The following is a 20,463-nucleotide window of genomic DNA, read 5'->3' on the forward strand; positions in this document are numbered from 1 at the left end:
CCTCTTTCTTGCCGCGATGGCGGCGGCCGCTATGGCCGTCGGAGCCTCGGCCGCCCAAGCGGCGCCGGCGTTCAGCATCGAGCAGTTGATGAGCGCGCCGTTTCCCTCCGCGCCAGTGACTTCGCCGCAGGGCGGCCGTGTCGCGTGGGTGTATGACGAACGCGGCAGCCGCAACGTCTGGTTCGCCGAGCCAGGGGCGAACGGAGCCTTCAGCGCCCATGCCATTACCGCCTACACGGGCGATGCGGGCGTCGATATGGGCGAGGTGAGCTGGTCTGCGGACGGCCGCCACGTGGTCTACAGCCGCGGCGGCAGCCTGGAAGGCGGCGGGCCGGTGAACACGCTGAGCCTACCCTCCGGCGCCCCGCCGCAGCAGGTGTGGATCGCCTCGCTGGACGGCGCCGCGCCGCGCGCGATAGGGCCGGGCCACTCGCCAGTGGTCTCGCCGCGCGGTGATGTGGTCGCCTATCTGCTGGGCGATCAGATCTGGACCGCGCCGGTGGCCGGCGGCCCGCCGGTCCAGCTGATCCACGATCGTGGCCGCAGCGGCTCGCCGGTCTGGTCGCCGGATGGCGGGAAGCTGGCGTTCAGCAGCTCTCGCGGCGATCACGGCTTTATTGGGGTCTATGACGTCGCGGCCAAGGCCATCTCCTGGATGGAGCCGAGCGTCGACCGCGACGTCGCTCCGGAATGGTCGCCGGACGGCAAGAGCGTCGCCTTCATCCGCATCCCGGCCGGGCGGCGCAGCCCCTTCGCCGACAGCCTGACCGCCCAACCCTGGTCGATCTGGACCGCCGACGCCGCGACCGGCGTGGCACATCAGGCCTGGATCGCTGGCGAAGGGCAGGGCAGCGCCTTCCGCTCGCTGGAGACCGAACGCACCCTGCTGTGGACCGCGAACGGGCGGCTGGTGTTTCCGTGGGAGCGCAGTGGCTGGCTGCAGCTCTATTCGGTCCCGGTGGCGGGCGGGGCGGTGACGCAGCTGACCAACGGTGACTCCGAGCTCTTCACCGCCGAGCTCAGCGAAGACCGCAAGCGGCTGGTCTATTCCTCCAACCAGGGCGACATCGATCACCGTCATATCTGGGAGGTCGCGCCCGAGGGCGGCGCACCTCGCCAGCTGACCCACGGTCCGACCATCGAGGACAATCCTGTGGTCACCAGCGACGGCCAGATCGTCGCCCTGAGCGGGGATTGGCGCCAGCCGATCCACATGGCGGCTTTGGCGAGCGGCGGCCGGCTCGTTGACCTGGCCCCGCAAGCGAGGCCGACGGACTTCCCGGCAGCGCGCCTGACCGAGCCCAAGCAGGTGGTATTCAACTCTCCCGATGGGCTGAAGATCCACGGCCAGCTGTTCATGCCGCCGCCCGGGCGCGCGCCGCGGGGTCCCGCCCTGCTGTTCTTCCACGGCGGGCCGACGCGGCAGATGCTGCTCGGCTGGCACCCGATGGACGCCTACAGCTACATGTACGCGCTGAACCAATATCTCGCGAGCGAGGGCTACATCGTCCTTTCGGTGAACTATCGCGGTGGCACCGGCTACGGCCTGAATTTCCGCGAGGCCAAGAACTTCGGCGCGGCGGGCTCCAGCGAGTTCCAGGACATCCAGGGCGCGATCACCTACCTCCACGGCCGCGCGGACGTCGATCCAAAGCGCATCGGCATCTGGGGTGGCAGCTACGGCGGCCTGATGACCGCGCTCGGCCTCTCGCGGGCGTCGGAAGACCTGGCGGCCGGGGTCGACTACGCCGGCGTCCACGACTGGAGCACCCTTGGGATCTATACCCTTCCGGGTACGGGTGAGGACGGAGGGAAGCGGGCTTTCAACGCTTCGCCCATGGCCAGCCTGGACAAGTGGACCTCGCCGGTCCTGGTGGTGCAGGCCGACGACGACCGCAACGTGCCGTTCTCGCAGTCGGTGGAGCTGGTCGAGGGGCTGCGCAAGCATGGCGTCGAGGTCGAACAGCTGGTCCTACCGGACGAGATCCACGACCTGCTGCGTCAGGCCTCGTGGATCCGCTTCTTCCACGCCACCGACGACTTCTTCCAGCGTCACCTGCGCCCCGGCCAGGACGCCGCCGCGGCGCCGGCCGCACGTCGCTAAGCAACAAACGAGGACGTCCATGCTTCCATCCCGCAAAGCCTTCGCCGGCCTCGCCTGCGTCCTCGGCCTGGCGGTCGTCACGCCGGGCTGGGCCAAGCCCAAGGCCGCGCCCGCCGCCGCGTCGGCGCTGCCCGCTGGCGCCCGCCCGCAGGAAGTCGACCAGCTCGCCCAGCGCATCCTGCAGACGTTCCAGGTGCCCGGCATGTCGGTCGCCATCGTCAAGGACGGCACGGTGCTGTTCGCAAAAGGGTACGGTGTCCGCGCGGTCGGCAAGCCCGAGAAGGTCGACGCCGATACCTTGTTCGGCATCGGCTCGAACACCAAAGCCTTCACCGTTGCGGCGCTCGCCGTGCTGGTGGACGAGGGCAAGCTGCGCTGGGACGACAAGGTCACCGACCTGATACCGGGCTTCCGGCTATACGACCCCTACGTCACGCGCGAGTTGACCGTGCGCGACCTGCTCAGCCACCGCAGCGGCCTGGGCCTGGGGTCCGGCGACCTGATGCTGTTTCCGCCCAGCGACTTCACTCGCGCGGAGATCATCCACAACCTGCGCTACCTGCCGCCGGCGTCGAGCTTCCGCGCGAAGTACGCCTACGACAACCTGCTCTACATTGTCGCCGGCGACCTGATCCCCAGGCTGACTGGGATCAGCTGGGAGCAGTTCGTTCAGACCCGCATCCTGGACAGGTTGGGGACCGGCTGCGCCGCGACCCTGACGCTCACAGCGGGCAACCGCGATGTGGCCGCGCCGCACGTGGTGATCGACGGCAAGCTGACCGAAGTCCCGCCGGACCCCAGCACGGCCTACGACCCGGCGGGCTCGATCCAATGCAACGCGTCCGGCATGGCCGCCTGGGCCAAGCTCCAGCTCGCCGCTGGCCGCATGCCGGACGGCTCGGCGCTGTTCAGCGAGGCGCGCCACAAAGAGATGTGGACGCCGCAGACCATCGTGCCCGTGCCGGACACCGGAGGCCTGACCCATACGCGTTTCCGCAACTATGGCCTGGCCTGGTTCCTGGAGGACTACGACGGCGCCGAGCGGGTGACCCATACCGGCGGTCTGATCGGCATGGTGAGCTACGTCTCCCTGCTGCCGGAGCAACATGTGGGCGTCGTTGTGCTGACCAACCAGCAGAGTGGGGCGGCCATGTCGGCCATGATGCAGACTCTGCTGGATGCATTCTTGCACCAGGCGCCCCGCGACTGGGTGGGGGTCTGGCAGAAGCGCAACGCCGAGCAGATGCAGAAGGGCGACGACGCCGACCGCGCCGCAGAGGCCGCGATCAAGGCCGCCGGCGGCCGCGCGTTCCTACCGCTGGAGGCCTATGTCGGGACCTACCACGACCCCTGGCGCGGCGACGCCACGGTGGCGAAGCAAGGCGACAAGCTGCGGCTCGCCTTCAGCCGCACCAAGGGCATGCAGGGCGACATGCAGGTGATGAAGGGCAATGTCTTCGCGGTGCGATGGGACGACAAGAGCCTGAAGGCCGACGCTCTGGTAAATTTCCGAACGGGGATGGACGGTGCGGTGAGCGGCATGACGATGGCCCCGCTGTCCCCGACGGTCGACTTCAGCTTCGATTTCCAGGACCTCGACTTCACCCGGACCGCGCGGACCGCGCCATGAGTGCGCCCTACGCCGCTGGCTCGGCGCCGACCTCTCCGTCCTCACCCGCTGGGCGCGACAGCCGCCACACGCCGTAGGTCATCAGCGGGGCGACGTAGATCGCCAGCAGGACGTAGGAGAGCCAGCGGTAGCCGTCGGCGATCAGCGACACCAGGCCCACGCGATCGGCGACGAATACGGAACCCGCCAGGATCGCCACGGTCACGGCTAGGCGCATCGGTTTGGTGAAGGTCCTGTCGTCGCCGCGCCGATAGGCCTGGGCGATGCGTTCATTGATCGCGTGCACGCCGCCCGTGCCGCTCTCGAGAAGCGCGGCAAAGATCATCACCTGGAAGAGGATGCGGAAAGCCGGGAACCCAAGTTGGTTCAGCAGGAAATCGGAGGGCAGCACCTGCTGTTGGATGGTCGGATAGAAGCCCGCCATGACGATGAAGAACAGAATGGCCGGGGCCATGGCCAGCGGCCCGGCCACCAGGCCGGCGATGACGGCGTCCTTGCGCGAGGTCAGGTGGCGGGTGACCGGTAGGATGATGATCGCCCCGATGATGTTGTAGCCAGCGTCGGTCAGGCCTCCAGATCCCCAGCCCGTGGTGGGGGTTTCGGCGGCGAACGCCGCGCCGATCCGGCCACCGAACTGCAGCAGGGACAGCACCAGGAAGACCGCATAGGTGCCGTAGAGCAGGAACGAAACGTACTTGAACAGCCGCTCGACCGAGTCGTTTCCCCACGCCGCTACGAAGGCGATCGACACGACCAGGGCAAGGGCGCCGGCGATGGGCGGCAGGCCGAAGACGGCCTGGGCGATGGCGCCGGCCGCCGCGGCGAAGGCGGCGAGAATAACCATCAGCGCCGCCAGATAAGCGACCTCGTAGAGCGGCCAGAATCGGCCGAGCAGGTTCTTGAAGAAGGTGCGGTAATCGCGGCTGGCGGTGCGTAAGGCGAAGAGGAAGGTAATGGCGCAGACGGTGCTCCAGATCACTGTCGCCAGGAGCATGCCGTAGAGGCCGCCCCGCGGCCCGCTGGGCAGGAAGTAGGACGCCAGCTCGCGGCCGGTGGCGTAGCCGCCGCCGATCACCACCGCCTTGAAGGCGAGGCCTGGAAGCAGCCAACGCTGGAACCAGTCAGTCTTCTTGTTCACGTCAATGTCCCCAGATCCCATCGATGTCAGTTTGCCGCCTGGGGTCGGCCCGCCGGAGCATCCAGGCCGGCCAATGTCGCCGCCGAAGGCGGCTCCGTGGCCTGAAGCCGGGCGGACACGGCTTCGGCCTCGCGCATGGCCCTCAGCACGTTGCCGCCCGCGACCTTGGCGATGTCGGCGTCAGACCAACCGCGGCGCATCAGTTCCATCAGCAGGGCGGGGAACTGGTCGACGCTACTCAGGCCGGTCACGGCCTCGGGGATGCCGTCGAAGTCCGACCCCAGGCCGACGTGGTCGACGCCGGCGACGGCGCGCACGTGGTCGATGTGGTCGGCGACGTCGGAGATTCCGACGGGCGGCTCCGGATGCTGCTGCTCCCAGAGCTTGAGTGCCGCGCTCGCCTTTTCAGGCTGGCCCAGGTCGATGCCGAAGGTCGGCGCATTCAGGCGCGCCTGCTCGCCGGACCGCGCGGCGGTCCAGCGGAACCGCGCGTCGGAATCGAACCCCGGATAGAAGTTGATCATCACCACACCGCCGTTCTTGGCGACCAGACGCAACACATCGTCAGAGACGTTGCGCGCATTGTCGACCAGCGCCCTGGACGACGAGTGCGAGAAGATCACCGGCGCCCGGGACACCTGAAGGGCGTCCTTCATGGTGTCCTCGGAGACGTGAGCGAGGTCGACAAGCATGCCCATCCGATTCATCTCGCGAACCACCTCGCGGCCGAACGGCGTCAGTCCGTGATGGACCGGCTTGTCGGTGGCGGAATCGGCCCACGCTGTGTTCTTGGTGTGGGTGAGGGTCATGTAGCGTGCGCCGAGCGCGTACATCTGGCGCAGCACGGGCAGCGAGTCATCGATCTGGTGGCCGCCCTCGACGCCGATCAGCGACGCGATCCGGCCGGCCTTGTGGATGCGCGCCACGTCGGCGGCGGAATAGGCCATCTCCAGATCGGAGGGATAGCGCTTGGCCAGGGCCTTCACGAGATCGATCTGCTCGATCGTCACCTGGACCGCGAGTGGTCCTTGGATTTCCACCGGAATGAACACCGACCAGAATTGTCCGCCGACATGACCTTTGTGCAGGCGGGGAATGTCGGTCATCAGCGCGCCGGCCCCCTGCTGCAGGTCCGTCAACGCCGCCTTCTCAGCGAAGCGCTCGCGCAGTTCCCAGGGCAGGTCGTTGTGGCCGTCGATCAGCGGTGTCTGCGCTAGGATGCGCTCGATCCGGGCCGCATCGGAAGCGGCGGAATCCGCCGACGCCGCGGCCGACGCCCACCCCAAAGCCATGGCCAGGGCCACCGCGCCGCCCAGGCTCATCGCCGCGCGCATGCTCGCCATCCCCATCGCCCCCGATTTCTACAATTTGCCATTTTGGAAAATTCACCATTGCATGCGTCAACACCATTCGTGAAGTTGCTTCAGTCAGCGCTGCGCCAGGCTGCGGAACCGCGGCTCGCGGGGCGTTGGGCGGACAATCGAAGGGGCCGGGGATGCGGAACTGCCAGAAGCTTTTGACGGGGGTGGCCGGCGCGGCGACCCTGCTGTGCGCGGGCGCGGGCGCGGGCGCGGGCGTGGCTCGGGCGGCGGACGGGTTCTCCATCCCCGACCTGTTGACCTATCCCTTCGTGGTCGGGCTGGTCAGCGCGCGGCATGCCGACCGCCTCGCCTGGGTGCGGGACGTCAAGGGCGTGCGCAACGTCTGGGTGGCGGAAGCGCCAGCCTTCATGCCCAGGCAGACGACCCAATTCACCGACGACGACGGTCAGGAACTCACCCAACTCACGTTTTCCGACGACGGCAAGGTCCTGGTGTTCGTCCGTGGCGGCGACCACGACGGGAACTGGCCGGCCGCCGGAAACCTGGCGCCTGACCCGACCTCCAGCGCTACGGAACCCAAAGTCACGCTTTGGCTGGCGGATCCGGAGGGCATGAAGCCGGCGGCGAAGATCGTCGAGGGCGATGCCCCCGCGGTCTCCTCCAAGGGCGATCTCGCCTATGTAAAAGACGGCGCGGTCTGGACCGCCAAGCTCGACGGAACAGGCGCGAAGAAGCTGTTCTTCGACCGCGGCAAGGACAGCGAGTTGACCTGGTCTACAGACGGCTCGAGGCTCGCCTTCTCGTCGATGCGCGACGGGGACCACGCGTTTGTCGGGGTCTTTGCCGGTGCGGACCAGCCGATCGAATGGCTGGCGCCTTCCACCGGCATCGACCGCGACCCGGTCTGGTCGCCGGACGGCAAGCGGTTGGCGTTCACGCGCCAGCCGGGCCGGGGCGGCGCGCCGGAACCGATCCTCATTCGCCAGCCCAGGCCGTGGTCGATCTGGACCGGCGATGTGGCGACGGCGGCGGCGCGCCAAGTCTGGAAGAGCCCGGACACTCTGCGCGGCTCCTACCCGGACTTCGAAGGCCAGGCCAATCTGCATTGGGCCGGCAACGAGCGGCTGACGTTCCTGTCGGAGGCTGACAACTGGCCGCACCTCTACTCGGTGGCGGCGAGCGGCGGCGAAGCGAAACTGCTGACGCCCGGCGCCTTCATGGCCGAGCACATCACCGCCAGCGGCGACGGCAAGACCCTGATCTATTCTGCCAACACGGGGGCGCTGGAGGACGACAACCAGCGTCGCCACCTCTACCGCGTCTCCGCCGAGGGCGGGCCGCCGATCGCGCTCAGCCAGGGGACGACGCTGGAGTGGAGCCCGGCGGCGCTTTCGACCGGCGTGGCGTTCATCGCGGCCGACGCGCGCCGTCCGCCGGCGGTGGATGTGGTGGCCTTCACCGGGTCCGGCCGCCGCGAGCTGGCTGGCCAGGCGCCTGATCCGAAGTTCCCCGGCGCCCGGTTCGTGATTCCGACAAAGGTGAGCTGGAAGGCGCCGGACGGCCTGACCATCGAGGGACAACTGTTCCAGGCGCCTGGCGCGAAGAACACCGCCGGCGTGATCTTCGTCCATGGCGGACCACCGCGCCAGATGATGCTGGGCTGGTCCTACATGGACTACTATTCGAACAGCTACGCGATGAACCAGTACCTCGCCGCCCACGGCTTCACGGTGCTGTCGGTGAACTACCGCCTGGGCATCGGCTACGGCTGGGACTTCCAGCACGCCGAGCACGGCGGGATGGCCGGCTCCTCGGAGTACCAGGACGTCGTCTCCGGCGGGCGGTTCTTACAGTCCGTTCCCGGTGTTGCCCCCATGCGGATCGGCATCTGGGGCGGCTCCTACGGCGGCCTGCTGACGGCACTGGGCCTGGCCCGTAACTCCGACCTCTTCAAGGCTGGCGTCGATTTTCACGGCGTCCACGACTGGTCGCGCTCTCTGGGCCGCCAGACCGGCGGGCGCACGGACCGCTATGAGGTGGGCGACCTGGCGGCGGCCATGGAGACGGCCTTCAAGGCCTCGCCGGACGCCGACATCGCCACCTGGACCTCGCCGGTGCTGCTGATACAGGGCGACGACGACCGCAATGTCCGCTTCGCCGAGACTATCGACCTGGCGCGGCGGCTGCAGGCCGAGGGCGTCGACTTCGAGGAACTGGTGATTCCCGACGAGATCCACGGTTTCCTGCGCTACGGCTCCTGGCTGAAGGCCGACGCGGCGACCGCAGAGTACCTCGCCCGGAAGCTCGGCGCAGCAACGGCCAAGTAGGACACAGCGCAAGCCGATCGCATCGCCCAGGCGGTGGTCGGTTGAATTTGCCAAATCGGAAAAAGTTTCTATTGCAACAAAGTGCGGATGGCGTTCAAGCTGTCGTTTCAATAGTTCTCGCGGGAAGATCATCATGGAACTGAGCCGACGCGCCTCGCTAGGGGGTCTGCTGGCGCTAACAGCCGGGTCAGCCGTTGCGGCGGCGAAGGTCAAGGGGGTCAAGTCCGCGGGAACCTGGTCCAAGGTCCGGGCGACCGCGAACAGGGTCGTGGCAGAGCGCCTGACCCCAGGGCTGCAGGTTTGCGTGTCGCACCACGGGAAGGTTGTCTTCTCGGAGGGGTTCGGCAAGGCGGACCTGGAGTGGGGGATGCCGATGACCCCGACCTCCGTCTGCCGGATCGGCTCGGTCAGCAAGCAGTTCACGGCCGCCGCTGTCCTGCTGCTCGCGCAGGACGGCAAACTCTCGCTCGACGACAAGTTGTCACGGTTTTTCCCAGACTTTCCGAACGCCGAGCGACTAACCCTGCATCGGATGCTCAGCCACACCGCGGGTCTCGGCAACTACACGGCGACAACGCCGCCCGAACTGGTCTGGCAGCAGTCCCGAACCGACCGCAGTTCTGCTGAAATTCTCGACCTGATGCGCGCCTCCAGCGCCAAGCTGATCTTCGAGCCGGGCACCGACTATCGCTATTCCAACACCGGGTTCGTCCTGCTGGGCCTGGTGATCGAAAAGGCCACCGACCGTCCCTACCGCGATGTGCTCCAGACCCGCCTGTTCGCCCCGCTAGGACTGACCCGCACCGCCGTCGATTCCGTCACCGAGATCGTGCCCCGGCGCGCCGCCGGCTACAGTAATGATCCCGCCGCGCCGAGCGGTTTCGACAACGCCTCCTTCACCTCGATGACCTACCCCGCCGGCGCCGGCGCCATCCGATCGACCTGCGAGGATCTCTGCGCCTGGCACGCCGCCCTACTGGGCGGCCGGGTGCTGCAGCCGGCCATGCTGAGCGCCATGCTGACTCCGGTGACGCTCAACGACGGTTCGCTGCCCACGCAGAAGGACCGCAAGGGCGAGGCGACGACCGTCCGCTACGGCTTCGGCATCGGCGTCAGTCCGATCGAAGGCCACCGCGCCGCGTCCCACGGCGGCAATATCCAGGGGTTCGCCTCCAACCTGGAGACCTTGCGGGACGCGGGCCTGTCGATCGCGATGATCATCAATTCGGATGGCGGCGCGAAGCCGACGCCAGCGTTTATCGCCGCGCCGGCCGAAATCCAGACGTCGCTGAGAACCGCGGGCCTCGCCGAGCTATGAGGCACAGTTTCACCGCTCGTATCGAGACGCACGGGGGAATCTGCGATCTCAGTCGCGTCGTCGGCGTGATGGCGCTGCTCGACCTGACGCCGAGCATACTCAACTCGTCGGGGAGTTCATCTGGCCTAACGATTGAAGCCGCGTTCGTCGCCAGCCGCCGCGAAGCCGAACTCTGCGCAAGCCGCCTGCGGGCCTTGGCCTCGGTGACCTCAGCCGACGTGGCGTCCGCGGTTCTGCGGCCGATTTGAAGAATGTGCCTCCGATCATCGTGTAGCCGATGCTGGTGAGCATCCTTACGCTCGGACTTCGCGGCGCGGCGGGTGGGGTTGCAGGCGGAGCTTGGCGGCGGCGAAGCCCTAGTTTGGCGCTGGCTGGAATTGTCCCCTGCCCAGTAATCGCGGCTCGTCACTTCTCCTTCGGGGCGAACGCCAACAATACGTTTCCCGGCGTTTCCCCATACAATCCATATCCCGAGGTCACGAACAGCATGCCGTGCCCCGCCATGACGCCGCCGGCATCGATTGAGCCGCCTTTGCCGGCGACACCGTTGATGCCGGTGAAGGTTTGGGCCGTGTCGAACTTCCACAGAAGCCGCCCATTCCGCCCATCAAGGACATAGAGAAAGCCATCGACGCCCCCTTGGATAACGGTCCCGTCGATGACGCTCGGGACCGACGAAAACCCATAGAGCCAGACACACGAAGGGATGACCTGGGCGCGTCCGGGCGCACAGCCAGGCGTGGTTGCGAAGCTCCATTTTGTGGCGCCTGTCGCGGGATCCAGAGCGTACAGGCCCGAGCTTAGAGCTGACACGTCGACGGGCTCGTCAGCGCGTTGCTCGCCGACCATGCTGATCGGCGCGTAGACGGTCTTCCCATCGTAGGCGATCCCCCAGTGAACCCCGCCAAGCGGACCGCCGGTGCCCAACGCCCGGCGCCAGATCACCTGGCCACTTTCTGGATCCAGCGCCCAGACCGTGCCCGATTTCTGGCCTGCGAAGACGGCGGGCCGCTTGCCGTCAGCGGCGCCAAGAACCGCAGACCCCCCGAAATCGGCGTCGCGATAGACCGTGTCTGAGACGCAGTTGAGTTTTTTTGGGCCGGGCGTGAGCCCACAGCCTTCCACGTAGACATCTCGGTCCGTGCCTTGACGGACCCACCGCGCTTTCCCGTCATCGAGGCCGATCGCCACGATGGCATCGGTGGTTCTCTCCACCGGGGGCGAGTTGGACTCGCCGGTGCCAATGTAGACCAACCGCCGCTTGAGATCGATCGCCGGTGAGTTCCAGATGGGTGCGCCGGAGGGTCCGTAGAGCATCTTCCCGTCGCCTCTGTCGCGCAGGGGGCGGGCGTCGGGCATGGTGTCATAGCGCCATTGCTGTGCGCCGGATTTTGGGTCGAGTGACAGCACATAGCCGTGGTTGGTGCAGCACTGAACGTCGTTCGAAACCGCAACGGCCACCTCGTACTGCGATACCGGCACGATGATGCGATCCTTCAGCACCACGGGCGTGCCGGTGATGAGCGAATAGCTGTAGACGCCGAGTTTCCGGGTCCAGATGGCCTGCCCGGTGCGGGCGTCGATCACGTGCAAGGTCGTATCGGATCCGGCGATTGCGATCACACCCCGGCCGTCCGCGAGAACGCCGTACGCCGCGCTCGTCCGCAGGGGTACATTGCCCTGCGTGCGGTAGGTCCATTTCACACAAGGCTTGCGGGGCTGCGAGACGTCGATGGCGTAGAGAGCGCCCGCATCCGGCGCTGGCATGAAGAGGGTCGCACCCACGATCGCGGGTTGCGAGCGCATGGTGGCGCCGCCGGGAATGGCGATGGACCATGCGAGCTCCATGTTGGAGAGCTGCGCCTTGGTCAGGCCGGAGTGGGCCGCTGAGAGATTGCGGGTGTTCCGCAGGTCATAGCCAAACGTCGAAACCGGAGCCGTGGCGTTTACATCGACTGCTGGGCGGCCCGTGGGGCAGGCCATGCGCGCCGACCACTCGTCCTTGGCCAGAGGGGCATTGCCGCCTGTGAGATAGATCACGAGCTGAGTTCTTTGCGCTTCGGTAAGTCCGGCTCCCTGCGCCTTCATTTTTCCTTGGGTCAGCGCGAAATTGAGGGTCGCCGCCGGCAACTTCCGCAAAGCATCCGTCGAAGGCGCACGGGTCGATCCGGATTGCTCGTGACACATCGCGCAGGCGACTTTGTAGATCGACGCGCCAGGCGCCTCTGTCGACTGCGCAGAAGCGCCCACGGGCATGAGGGCGAACCAGGCGACCGCCATGAGGAGCGCCACTTCGCCCACCCGGCTACGACTGCACGACTGCGCGCTGCGAACTCGTCCGGCGCGGGCCATGGAAAAGGCGATTGAATTGAGCATCGAAGGAGATCCTGACCTGAAAGGCGCGGGCGAACTTTGCGGACAGCTCGAGTTCGGTCAAGTCAAGACCATACCCGAACGTGAAATTATTTCAGGCGAAGTTTGTTAATTCAAAGAGATAAATTGTCATACGGCAATGCCCAAGCGGGAAAGATGCAGCATATCGCCCTTGACGCGGACCCCGTGGATGTATGATTTCTAAGGCTCGACGGCGATACGCCAGTTTGCGCGACGCCTGTCAGAGGAGGTCCGAGTGATTGGCGCAATGCTTGCGATGGCGCTCACGCATGCCGGACCCGCAGCGCCAGTGCGTTGGGAATGTCCACACGGCTACCAGGTCCATGAGGGGCTGAACGTCGATTTTCCCCACGACGGGCTGAAGCGTTCCTTCTGGGTCTATCCGCCAAGCGAGGGCGGCGGACCTGCACCCGTATGGGTGCCGCTCACTGGCACCGTGGAATCGACCAACCAGAACCTCACCTCCCCACGTAGTGGCGCTAACGCATTGATGGCCAAGCAAGGGTTCATGGTGATCGGGCCCGTTCGCCAATGCGCCGAGGGCGACGCTGCCTATCGCGGGAACCGCTGCGACGGTCTGGGATCGGGGGGCTGGACCTGGAAGCCCTGGAACGAGGGGCGTGCGCCAGACGCGAGCGGCGACCGCTGGAAACGGGATGCGGGACCGGACGCCAGTTTCTTCCGGGCCGCGATCCGCTGCGTCGGCACGGTGTGGAAGCTTGATCCGACGCGGTTCTACATCGGCGGGATTTCCGCGGGCGGTACGATGACCAACCGAGCGCTCCTGTTCGACTCCGACTTCTGGGCGGGCGGGATGCCAATTTCGGGCGAGTGGTACGTCACCAAGGACGACGGCGTGGGGCTCGGCTTCGAGGAGGCGCGGGGTCTCGTAGCCGCTAGTCCGAAGAAGATTTTCCAAGGTCGCGTCGGGCCGTATCCCTTACCGAAGCGACTAGGTGCGATGGTGGTGATTACGGTCTGGGGGGGCGAGAAGGATCTTTGGGATTGCGGGCCACCGATCGGCCTCTGTTCGGACTATCGTCCGACCACGCAAGCCGCTTCGAACTACTTCAGCGCCCAGCCGAACGTTGTGCAGGTCGCTTGTAGCGCCACCCATGGCCACATGTGGCCCCAGGTAAATGCCCAGGCGTTCAACGCCTGGGCGCTTAAGACCTTGGCGTCGCATCCGAAGGGTTCAAGTCGCGAGAGCTTCCAGCTGACGCCACCACCGGAAGGCTACCAGTGCCACGTGGGACGTTATGAGGATCACTACCCGCTACACACCCCCTAAGCGCGCTTGCAAACTGAGAACCAGCCGCAACTGCTCAATGAAGGACTGACATGCCCCAACGTCTAGAAGGCAAGGTCGCGCTGATCACGGGCGGCACGAGCGGGATTGGCGAGGCGACGACCGAATTGTTCGTGGCCGAAGGTGCGTCTGTTGTGTTCACCGGGCGCAACCGGGAGAAGGGTGCGCGTATGCAAGCCGCGCTTGGCGACAAGGCGCGCTTCTTTCGAGCCGACGTGTCGCGCGAAGAGGATGTAAAGGCCTCGGTCGATGCGGCGGTGGCGCACTTCGGGCGCATGGACGTGCTCTTCAACAATGCCGGCGGTCCCACTGCGGGCGAACCGGACTCGATCACCCAGACAGACTTCGAATACGCGATGAACCTGCTGCTCGGTAGCGTCCTGTTCGGGATCAAATACGCCACCCCGGTGATGCGAAAGCAGGGCGGGGGATCGATCATTTCCAACGCTTCGGTAGCGGCTCACCGCAGCCACATGGGCGGCTATCTTTACTCGATCGCCAAGGCCGCCGTGGTGCATGCCGGACGCATCGCCGCCGTGCAGCTCGGGACCCACAACATCCGCGTCAACACCATCTCTCCGGGCGCGATCGCCACGCCGATCTTCTTCGGCGGATCCGACGTCGCCGCGACCATGGAATCTATCAAAGTCGAGGGAAAGATGGCCCGCATGCAGGCCAATCTCGCCAAGGCGAACGCGCTGCACACCTCGGGCCTGCCTCGGGACATCGCGCTGGGCGCCCTCTACCTCGCCAGCGACGACAGCCGGTTCGTCACCGGCCAGGACCTGGCCATCGACGGTGGGATGATCGCGGGCGGCCGGACCAACTTCGAAGACCTCAGTCCCGGATCGCCCACCTGAGTCTTGCCAACCTCACGATCGGAACCCCCATGCCTCTGTCACAAGAAATCCGCCCGTTTCATCAGGATCTGCAGGACTCGCTGTTCAAGGCGAAGGACGCGCCCTGGATCGAAACCTCACCAGGGGCGGCGTGGATGCGCATCCTCTGGACCGGCTCAGAAAGCGGGAGCTGGGCGACCGTGTTCCGGTGGAAGAAGGGCTACATCGCAGAGCCGCATAAGCATCTGTCGGCGTCCCATACCTACATCCTGCACGGCCGGCTGAAGGTGCGCGATGGAATCCTCGAGACCGGTGACTACGTCTATGAGCCGAACGGCGTTCTCCATGGCGCAACCGAAGCGCTGGAGGACACGGAGTATCTCTTTATCTGCAACGGCCCCTTGCTGTTCTTCAACGACGATCAATTCACCAGCTACCTGGGGTGGGAGGAACTCGAGAAGATACGTGCCCAATCAACGCCGCCGACGCCGGCATAACCTCGGGGGCAGGTTCGAGGCTCCGGTATCCGGCCAAGCCTATTTCGTCGCTGACCAGTCGCGCTAAACCGCACCGATAGCTGCTGCCACGCGGCTGGCGAAAGGCATGCGTGATCGCCATACCCCAACCTCAGAAACGATGGATACCGTCGTGCGCTCCCCTTTGAGTGGGCGCCGACGAGATATCGGGAGCGGCGGCGTCAGCCATCAGCCTCGGAAACATACTATGACCTGAAATTTTTGATCACCTGCATTGACTCAGAGCGCCTTCCTGACATTCTCCCGACAGAATTCTACGGGCGGTCCTGCGTCATGCAGTCGTCCTGGAAAAAATAGCGGCCGGCGTTCGCGCAACCTCGTGAGCGTCGAAGCCGTAAGCGGGGGAGATCAAGAATGAGTACCATCTCGGCAAAACGCCTTCTTGCGGGCTCTTGCGCGATCGGCGTGATCATGTGGACGAGCGCCGCAGCCGCGCAGTCGGCGGCTCCGGCCCCGCCCGCCGCCAGCACGCCGGCGGCGCGGGCCGCACAGGCCGACACATCGCGCACGCAAACCCGCGGCGGTTCCAAGTCGGATCCCTACGCGACGGCGCCGACGCAACAGGACACTCGCGCAGGTTCGGCGGCCGCCGTGAGCGAAGTCGTCGTGACGGCCAACAGCCGCGCGGACACCCTCCAGAACGCCCCGCTGGCGATCACCGCCTTCACGGACGAGCGGCGCAACCTTCTCGGCATCTCGACCGGGCGCGACATCGCCAACCTCACCCCCAGCATGAGCCTTCAGGGCGAGTTCCTGTCGGTGCGCGGTGTTGGCCGTTTCGAAGAACCTGGCCAGGGCGTGGATCCTGGGATCGCCGTCCACGTCGACGGGGTCTACACCTCTTCGCCAGCCTATCTGAATTCGCCGGACTTCCTGACTGACCGCATCGAGGTGTTGCGCGGACCACAGTCCGTTTTTGGACGGAACTCGGTCGGTGGGACGGTGAACGTCTATTCCAAGCGGCCGACGACGAGCCTTCATGGCGACTTGCGCACGGGTTACAACTCGCGCGAAACGGCGTTCATCGACGCTGCGATCTCCGGCCCGATCACCGATGCCCTGCGCTACCGCCTAGACTACGCAGGCAGCGACACCCAAAAGGGGGTCATGGACAACGTCGGCGGTCCTGAAAAGCCGGGGACCGGCACGACCCGCCTCTATGGGGTCCAGTTGGAATGGGACGCCAGCAAGGACATCAACGTCTGGTTCCACTACCAGGGGTTCAGCGAGAACATTCGCAATCCTTACGGGCTGCAGAACGGCTTCGGTGAGCCGGCCGGTGCGCTCGCCAGTGACTATCTGACCGGCACCGCGGCGAATTATACGACCGCGGCCTTTGCGGGTCTCGTACCTAATCCGCAGTTCGGCCTGACCTCCAACCCTTCCGCCACCGATCGGCGGAAGATCAGCTTAGACGATGTGGGGTTTGTGCGACTTCCGAATGATCACACCTTCACGATCAACGCGAGTTGGGACCTCAAGGCGGCGACGCTGAAGTACGTCGGCGGATACAATCAGTACGACTTCCGCCAGCTGACCGACGCAGATCTGACCAACCGAAAATTCCTGACGACTCCTGGCGGGCGGCAGGTTCCCTCAGAATATACCGCTAATACGCTGCAGCGTAAGCAGTGGTCGAGCCACCAGTTCATCCTAACCTCGGCTGACGACCAGCGCCTTCGCTGGGTGGCAGGCCTCTACATCTACACCGAGCGTTACAAGACCGACTTCGACTATCGCGACCCGCTAAGCGCAGCGATTGGATCGCCGATCTTGACGGCGACCCCGGGCGCCACTTTGGCCGCCCCGAATCCATTGCGAATCTTCTATGCGCAACAAACCAACCTGCGCAGCGACAACCAGGCAATCTACGGACAGGTCGATTACAGCGTCACGCCGCAGATCAATCTCACCGCCTCGCTGCGGGAGAATTGGGATCAGCGCTGGGGATCGGCCGCGCTAACCCGGGAGGTGTTCGATCTCAACGGGTTCTTCGGCGACTTCGGTCAGGGCCAGCATGGGCTGGACGTAACCCCTGGACCCGCCGGCCAGCCAGGATCCGCCCACCTCGATTTCAGCGACTGGACGGGCAAGCTCGGCGTCGAGTGGCACCCCGACAACAGCCTCACCGGCTACGTCAGTGTCGCCAAGGGCTATAAGCCTGGCGGCTTCAATCTCGGCTCGATCGTGCCGGTGCCGACCGTCCAGTCGGAACAGCTGATCGACTACGAGGGTGGGATCAAGAAGACCTGGGGCAGCACATTCCTGTTGGATGCAGCCATCTACTACTACGACTACACAGACCTCCAGATCCCGCTCACCGTCGGCGTTCCCTTCGTCAACCCGGTGACCGGCGTTCCCGGCGTGCGCTATCAGGGCACCCTGACCAACGCTCAGAAGGCCCACTCCTTCGGGGTCGAATTGGAGTCGATCTGGTCGCCGCTGGAAGACCTCCACTTCACGTTTGTCTATTCGTATCTAGACTCCAAATTCGACGATTTTAGCACCAGGAGCCCGGGCGGCCTGATCCACGATCCGGCCGATGCTACCGACCACGTCAACTTGAACGGCAATACGCTCCCGCAATCGCCGAAGAACAAGTTCGCGGTTATCCCGCAGTACGTCGCCCACCTTCCAAGCGGCAAACTCAGCCTCAGCGCCACGTACTCCTGGGTCGACGGTCAGTACACTTCGATATTCAACACGGCGAGATACCTGGCGCCTTCCCATTCCAATCTCGACCTGCGGGCGGTCTACCAGCCGGAAAACTCACATTGGACGGCGCTCGCCTACGCGCGCAACGTGACGGATTCCAACCAATATATCTACTACGGTCCAGGCGGCATCACGGCTGGAAACGCACCCCTGCCGCAGAGCTTCTACAGACTGGCTGAGCCGCGCACCTTCGGGGCGGAGTTGCAGTACCGGTTCTAGGGTCCCAATGGGCGGCGCGCGCTTCCTCCTCATCTGCGCGCCGCTCTCTTTTGAAGCCTGGACTAAAGCGCCGCGTGTAGTGCGCCGTTCTCGACCCGCCAAGGCGTTGAGTACGATCAATTCAGCGCCCTGAGTGGCAAGTCGTGAGGAGCCCCGCATGCGTGACGTAGATGGAAAAGTGGCGGTGATCACAGGGGGGGCGAGCGGGATCGGCTTGGCCATGGCCGAGCGGTTCGGCCAGGAGGGCATGAAGCTCGTCATCGCCGACATTCAGGAAGACGCCATCGCAGGCGCCGTGGCGGCGCTGGCTGACAGGGGATTCGAGGCGCTCGGCGTCCGTACCGACGTGACCAGCTATTCCGATGTGGAACTCCTGGCACAAAGGACGTTGGAGGCGTTCGGTAAGGTCCACGTCTTGGTGAACAACGCCGGCGTTTCCATCACCGGCCCCACCTGGAAGATGTCGCTCGACGACTGGCGCTGGGTGCTGGACGTCAATCTCTGGGGGGTCGTCCACGGCGTGAAGGCGTTCACCCAGATCCTCATCGACCAGGGCGAGCCCGCCCACATCGTCAACACCGCCTCGCTCGCCGCCTTCGTCGGTATCGGGGAACACGCGCCCTACTGCGCCTCCAAAGCGGCTTGCCTGTCGATCAGCCAATCTCTGCGCTCAGAGTTGATCGCCGCGAACACGCAGGTAGGCGTTTCGGTGGTCTGTCCGGGGATGGTCGCGACCGACATCCATCGTTCCTGGCGTAATCGCCCGGCCGGTCACCAACCGTGGAGCGACCGGGAGTGGAGCGACGAAGAGTTCCGCAAGAATTCGGATGCGTTCCAAGGCGCGGGCGTCAGTGCGCAAGCGATCGCCGAAGCAACGTTGGACGCCATCGTGAACGACCGCTTCTATGTCTTCTATGGCGAGGGCGTGCCCGCCTATCTGGCGACGCTACTGATGCCAATCCTCAAAGCCGAAGAGCCCCCGCTGATCACCTGGGGTCCAGATCTGCGACAGGAGAGTTCGACGACCCCTACGACCGGAGCCGCCGGCCTGCCTGGGGGCATATGAGCGAACGAAGTCGCCCCGTTCGCCGTGGCCCGGTCACCCGGCCACACCGTCGCCGTCCGGCGTTCCGTCCCAAAGGCCGGTGAACAGCGGCCGCACGTAGATATCGACGGCAACGGAGGCGTCCACTGGCGCCCAGTGCCGCAATTCTGCGCTCGCGTTGATGAGGCCGGTGATCATCTGGGCGGCCACGTTGGCGTCAATCGCCATCACAGAGCCGTCTGCGATGCCGTCGCTCACCACGCTCGACAGGCGGGCCGACACTCCGTTGAAGCGCCGCACCAGGCCTGCCTGCATATCCTCCGGAACGGCGGTGAGCGCTGAGGTCCGCAGCAGCGGGATTTCTCCTGAGACCTCGCGAGCCACCATTGATGACGCCAAAGACGCCAGGTTCTCCAGGCCGCTTACGGTCGCTGCATCGGCGGCCAGTTGCGCTTGGCGCATAATGTCTAAGGTCCGGTCGAAGCACTGCTTGACCAGATCGTCCTTGGCCTGGTGGTGGTGATAGAAGGACCCCTTTGTGACGTTGAGCCGCGCCGATATCCGGGAGACCGAAGCACCCAGATAGCCGTGCGCATTAATCTCTTCTGTCGCCACTCTGAGAAACGCGCCGCGCGACACGCCGCTCGTGCGGTCGTCATCGTCAGACAGGGCTAAGTCCAGGGGTTTCCAATCGTCTTCGCACTTCGCCAGACCGGTGCAGAAGACGTGGAACATACGGTCGGCCATGCGCACGTAGTCTGCAGGATCATACTGCCGCAGCCACAGCACCGCCCAGAACACTTGGGAGATCAGCAGGTGGGTGCGGGCGTTCCGCCGAACGCGCTCAACGTCAGTGCCGGCCTGCAGATCCAGCATGCGCCTGAAGCGGCGGAACATGTCCACATACGCCGTTCCGACCGCCACATCGTCGATGGTACGCACGTCGTTGAACGTCGCGACGGGATCGGTTTGACCTTCGTCGACCGCCGCCAGATGCTCAGCGAACTCGCGAAGAAACCGGGCCAGGCGAGTCCGGGGCGTAGGTTCGGCCTCAGCGCTCGCCAGCAAATTGTCATAGTGACGGATGGCTTCAAGAAAGCAGGCAGCCGCCAAGTCTTCCTTGCCTTTGAAATAGTAGTTCACCGCCGTCGGCACCAGCTTCAGTTCGCCGGCGACCTCGGCAAGCGTCATGCTGCGGACGCCTTTTCGGTTCATCACCTGGACGGCCGCCCGTACGATCACCGCCTTACGCCGCTCGAACTTGGCGGGCGGCCGGACCTGCGACGCAGCACTTTCGCTGTTCATGCCTTGCCCCAACCTCACACAGCCTGTCTTACGGCGGTGCGATCTCCGCCCGCAAGTGCGGTAAAGCGCCGTCGCATACGCTCGTCCGCCACGCACGCCTTGCGCCTTCGAGCGAGGCCTGGATCGCCGGCCGTGTACAATCTTGAGGGCGTGGCATGGCGATCAGCAAGCATTGAATTCACATAGATGCCATTTTCTGCCGTGAGATGAATTGCTTAGGGTCGAATTGGCGAACGCGTGGAATCCACCCCATCAAAAGCTG

Annotated in this window: 14 protein-coding genes; 10 read left to right on the top strand and 4 right to left on the bottom strand. The window is 65.3% G+C overall.

Going from position 1 to position 20,463, the window contains the following annotated elements:
* Positions 1–31 precede the first annotated feature (31 nt).
* Together ACESMY_RS10950 and ACESMY_RS10955 are read left to right on the top strand one after the other, a co-directional pair.
* Positions 32–2,104, top strand: coding sequence for a prolyl oligopeptidase family serine peptidase (locus ACESMY_RS10950; RefSeq protein WP_372784621.1), 2,073 nt, complete (start codon positions 32–34; stop codon positions 2,102–2,104).
* 19 nt (positions 2,105–2,123) lie between these two features.
* Positions 2,124–3,734: a serine hydrolase gene (locus tag ACESMY_RS10955; protein ID WP_372784622.1), complete on the top strand. Its 1,611-nt coding sequence runs from the start codon at positions 2,124–2,126 to the stop codon at positions 3,732–3,734.
* 7 nt (positions 3,735–3,741) lie between these two features.
* On the opposite strand, the gene ACESMY_RS10960 is transcribed toward ACESMY_RS10955, so the two are convergent.
* The gene (locus tag ACESMY_RS10960) at positions 3,742–4,872 is read right to left on the bottom strand and encodes a hypothetical protein (protein ID WP_372784623.1); all 1,131 of its coding nucleotides are present in this window, start codon (positions 4,870–4,872) and stop codon (positions 3,742–3,744) included.
* A gap of 26 nt (positions 4,873–4,898) precedes the next feature.
* On the bottom strand, positions 4,899–6,215 hold the full coding sequence (locus tag ACESMY_RS10965; protein ID WP_372784624.1) for a dipeptidase: 1,317 nt from the start codon (positions 6,213–6,215) through the stop codon (positions 4,899–4,901).
* 152 nt (positions 6,216–6,367) lie between these two features.
* On the opposite strand from ACESMY_RS10965, the gene ACESMY_RS10970 reads away from it, so the two are divergent.
* From ACESMY_RS10970 to ACESMY_RS10980, 3 genes are all read left to right on the top strand, one after another.
* Positions 6,368–8,521, top strand: coding sequence for a prolyl oligopeptidase family serine peptidase (locus tag ACESMY_RS10970; protein WP_372784625.1), 2,154 nt, complete (start codon positions 6,368–6,370; stop codon positions 8,519–8,521).
* Positions 8,522–8,789: 268 nt separating this feature from the next.
* Positions 8,790–9,839 carry a serine hydrolase domain-containing protein gene (locus ACESMY_RS10975; protein ID WP_372784626.1) on the top strand — a complete coding sequence of 350 codons (1,050 nt, stop codon included), beginning with the start codon at positions 8,790–8,792 and terminating at the stop codon, positions 9,837–9,839.
* Between the two features lie 68 nt (positions 9,840–9,907).
* On the top strand, positions 9,908–10,087 hold the full coding sequence (locus ACESMY_RS10980; protein WP_372784627.1) for a hypothetical protein: 180 nt from the start codon (positions 9,908–9,910) through the stop codon (positions 10,085–10,087).
* A 157-nt stretch (positions 10,088–10,244) separates the two neighbouring features.
* On the opposite strand, the gene ACESMY_RS10985 is transcribed toward ACESMY_RS10980, so the two are convergent.
* Positions 10,245–12,215: a PQQ-binding-like beta-propeller repeat protein gene (locus tag ACESMY_RS10985; protein ID WP_372784628.1), complete on the bottom strand. Its 1,971-nt coding sequence runs from the start codon at positions 12,213–12,215 to the stop codon at positions 10,245–10,247.
* Positions 12,216–12,480: 265 nt separating this feature from the next.
* Between ACESMY_RS10985 and ACESMY_RS10990 the strand changes: the two genes are divergently transcribed.
* The 5 genes from ACESMY_RS10990 (at position 12,481) to ACESMY_RS11010 (ending at position 18,917) form a co-directional block, all read left to right on the top strand.
* Positions 12,481–13,524 carry a hypothetical protein gene (locus ACESMY_RS10990; protein WP_372784629.1) on the top strand — a complete coding sequence of 348 codons (1,044 nt, stop codon included), beginning with the start codon at positions 12,481–12,483 and terminating at the stop codon, positions 13,522–13,524.
* 50 nt (positions 13,525–13,574) lie between these two features.
* Positions 13,575–14,402, top strand: a complete 828-nt coding sequence (locus ACESMY_RS10995) for an SDR family NAD(P)-dependent oxidoreductase (protein ID WP_372784630.1) — start codon at positions 13,575–13,577, stop codon at positions 14,400–14,402.
* 29 nt (positions 14,403–14,431) lie between these two features.
* Positions 14,432–14,878, top strand: a complete 447-nt coding sequence (locus tag ACESMY_RS11000) for a cupin domain-containing protein (protein ID WP_372784631.1) — start codon at positions 14,432–14,434, stop codon at positions 14,876–14,878.
* A 393-nt stretch (positions 14,879–15,271) separates the two neighbouring features.
* Positions 15,272–17,851 carry a TonB-dependent receptor gene (locus tag ACESMY_RS11005; protein WP_372784632.1) on the top strand — a complete coding sequence of 860 codons (2,580 nt, stop codon included), beginning with the start codon at positions 15,272–15,274 and terminating at the stop codon, positions 17,849–17,851.
* A gap of 157 nt (positions 17,852–18,008) precedes the next feature.
* A complete protein-coding gene (locus ACESMY_RS11010) occupies positions 18,009–18,917 on the top strand; it encodes an SDR family NAD(P)-dependent oxidoreductase (RefSeq protein WP_372784633.1) in 909 nt (302 codons plus the stop codon).
* 33 nt (positions 18,918–18,950) lie between these two features.
* On the opposite strand, the gene ACESMY_RS11015 is transcribed toward ACESMY_RS11010, so the two are convergent.
* On the bottom strand, positions 18,951–20,201 hold the full coding sequence (locus tag ACESMY_RS11015) for a TetR/AcrR family transcriptional regulator (RefSeq protein ID WP_372784634.1): 1,251 nt from the start codon (positions 20,199–20,201) through the stop codon (positions 18,951–18,953).
* Between the last annotated feature and the right edge of the window lie 262 nt (positions 20,202–20,463).

This window comes from Phenylobacterium sp. (assembly GCF_041691455.1).
In the GTDB taxonomy this organism is placed as follows: Bacteria; Pseudomonadota; Alphaproteobacteria; order Caulobacterales; family Caulobacteraceae; genus Phenylobacterium.

What these genes read in the sequence shown, in the direction of transcription:
- ACESMY_RS10970 (WP_372784625.1), top strand. Translation starts at nt 6,368, where the DNA reads ATGCGGAACTGCCAGAAGCTTTTGACGGGGGTGGCCGGCGCGGCGACC.
- ACESMY_RS10955 (WP_372784622.1), top strand. Translation starts at nt 2,124, where the DNA reads ATGCTTCCATCCCGCAAAGCCTTCGCCGGCCTCGCCTGCGTCCTCGGC.
- ACESMY_RS11005 (WP_372784632.1), top strand. Translation starts at nt 15,272, where the DNA reads ATGAGTACCATCTCGGCAAAACGCCTTCTTGCGGGCTCTTGCGCGATC.
- ACESMY_RS11015 (WP_372784634.1), bottom strand. Translation starts at nt 20,201, where the DNA reads ATGAACAGCGAAAGTGCTGCGTCGCAGGTCCGGCCGCCCGCCAAGTTC.
- ACESMY_RS10990 (WP_372784629.1), top strand. Translation starts at nt 12,481, where the DNA reads ATGCTTGCGATGGCGCTCACGCATGCCGGACCCGCAGCGCCAGTGCGT.
- ACESMY_RS10950 (WP_372784621.1), top strand. Translation starts at nt 32, where the DNA reads ATGGCCGTCGGAGCCTCGGCCGCCCAAGCGGCGCCGGCGTTCAGCATC.
- ACESMY_RS11010 (WP_372784633.1), top strand. Translation starts at nt 18,009, where the DNA reads ATGCGTGACGTAGATGGAAAAGTGGCGGTGATCACAGGGGGGGCGAGC.
- ACESMY_RS10980 (WP_372784627.1), top strand. Translation starts at nt 9,908, where the DNA reads ATGGCGCTGCTCGACCTGACGCCGAGCATACTCAACTCGTCGGGGAGT.
- ACESMY_RS10985 (WP_372784628.1), bottom strand. Translation starts at nt 12,215, where the DNA reads ATGCTCAATTCAATCGCCTTTTCCATGGCCCGCGCCGGACGAGTTCGC.
- ACESMY_RS10995 (WP_372784630.1), top strand. Translation starts at nt 13,575, where the DNA reads ATGCCCCAACGTCTAGAAGGCAAGGTCGCGCTGATCACGGGCGGCACG.
- ACESMY_RS10965 (WP_372784624.1), bottom strand. Translation starts at nt 6,215, where the DNA reads ATGGCGAGCATGCGCGCGGCGATGAGCCTGGGCGGCGCGGTGGCCCTG.
- ACESMY_RS11000 (WP_372784631.1), top strand. Translation starts at nt 14,432, where the DNA reads ATGCCTCTGTCACAAGAAATCCGCCCGTTTCATCAGGATCTGCAGGAC.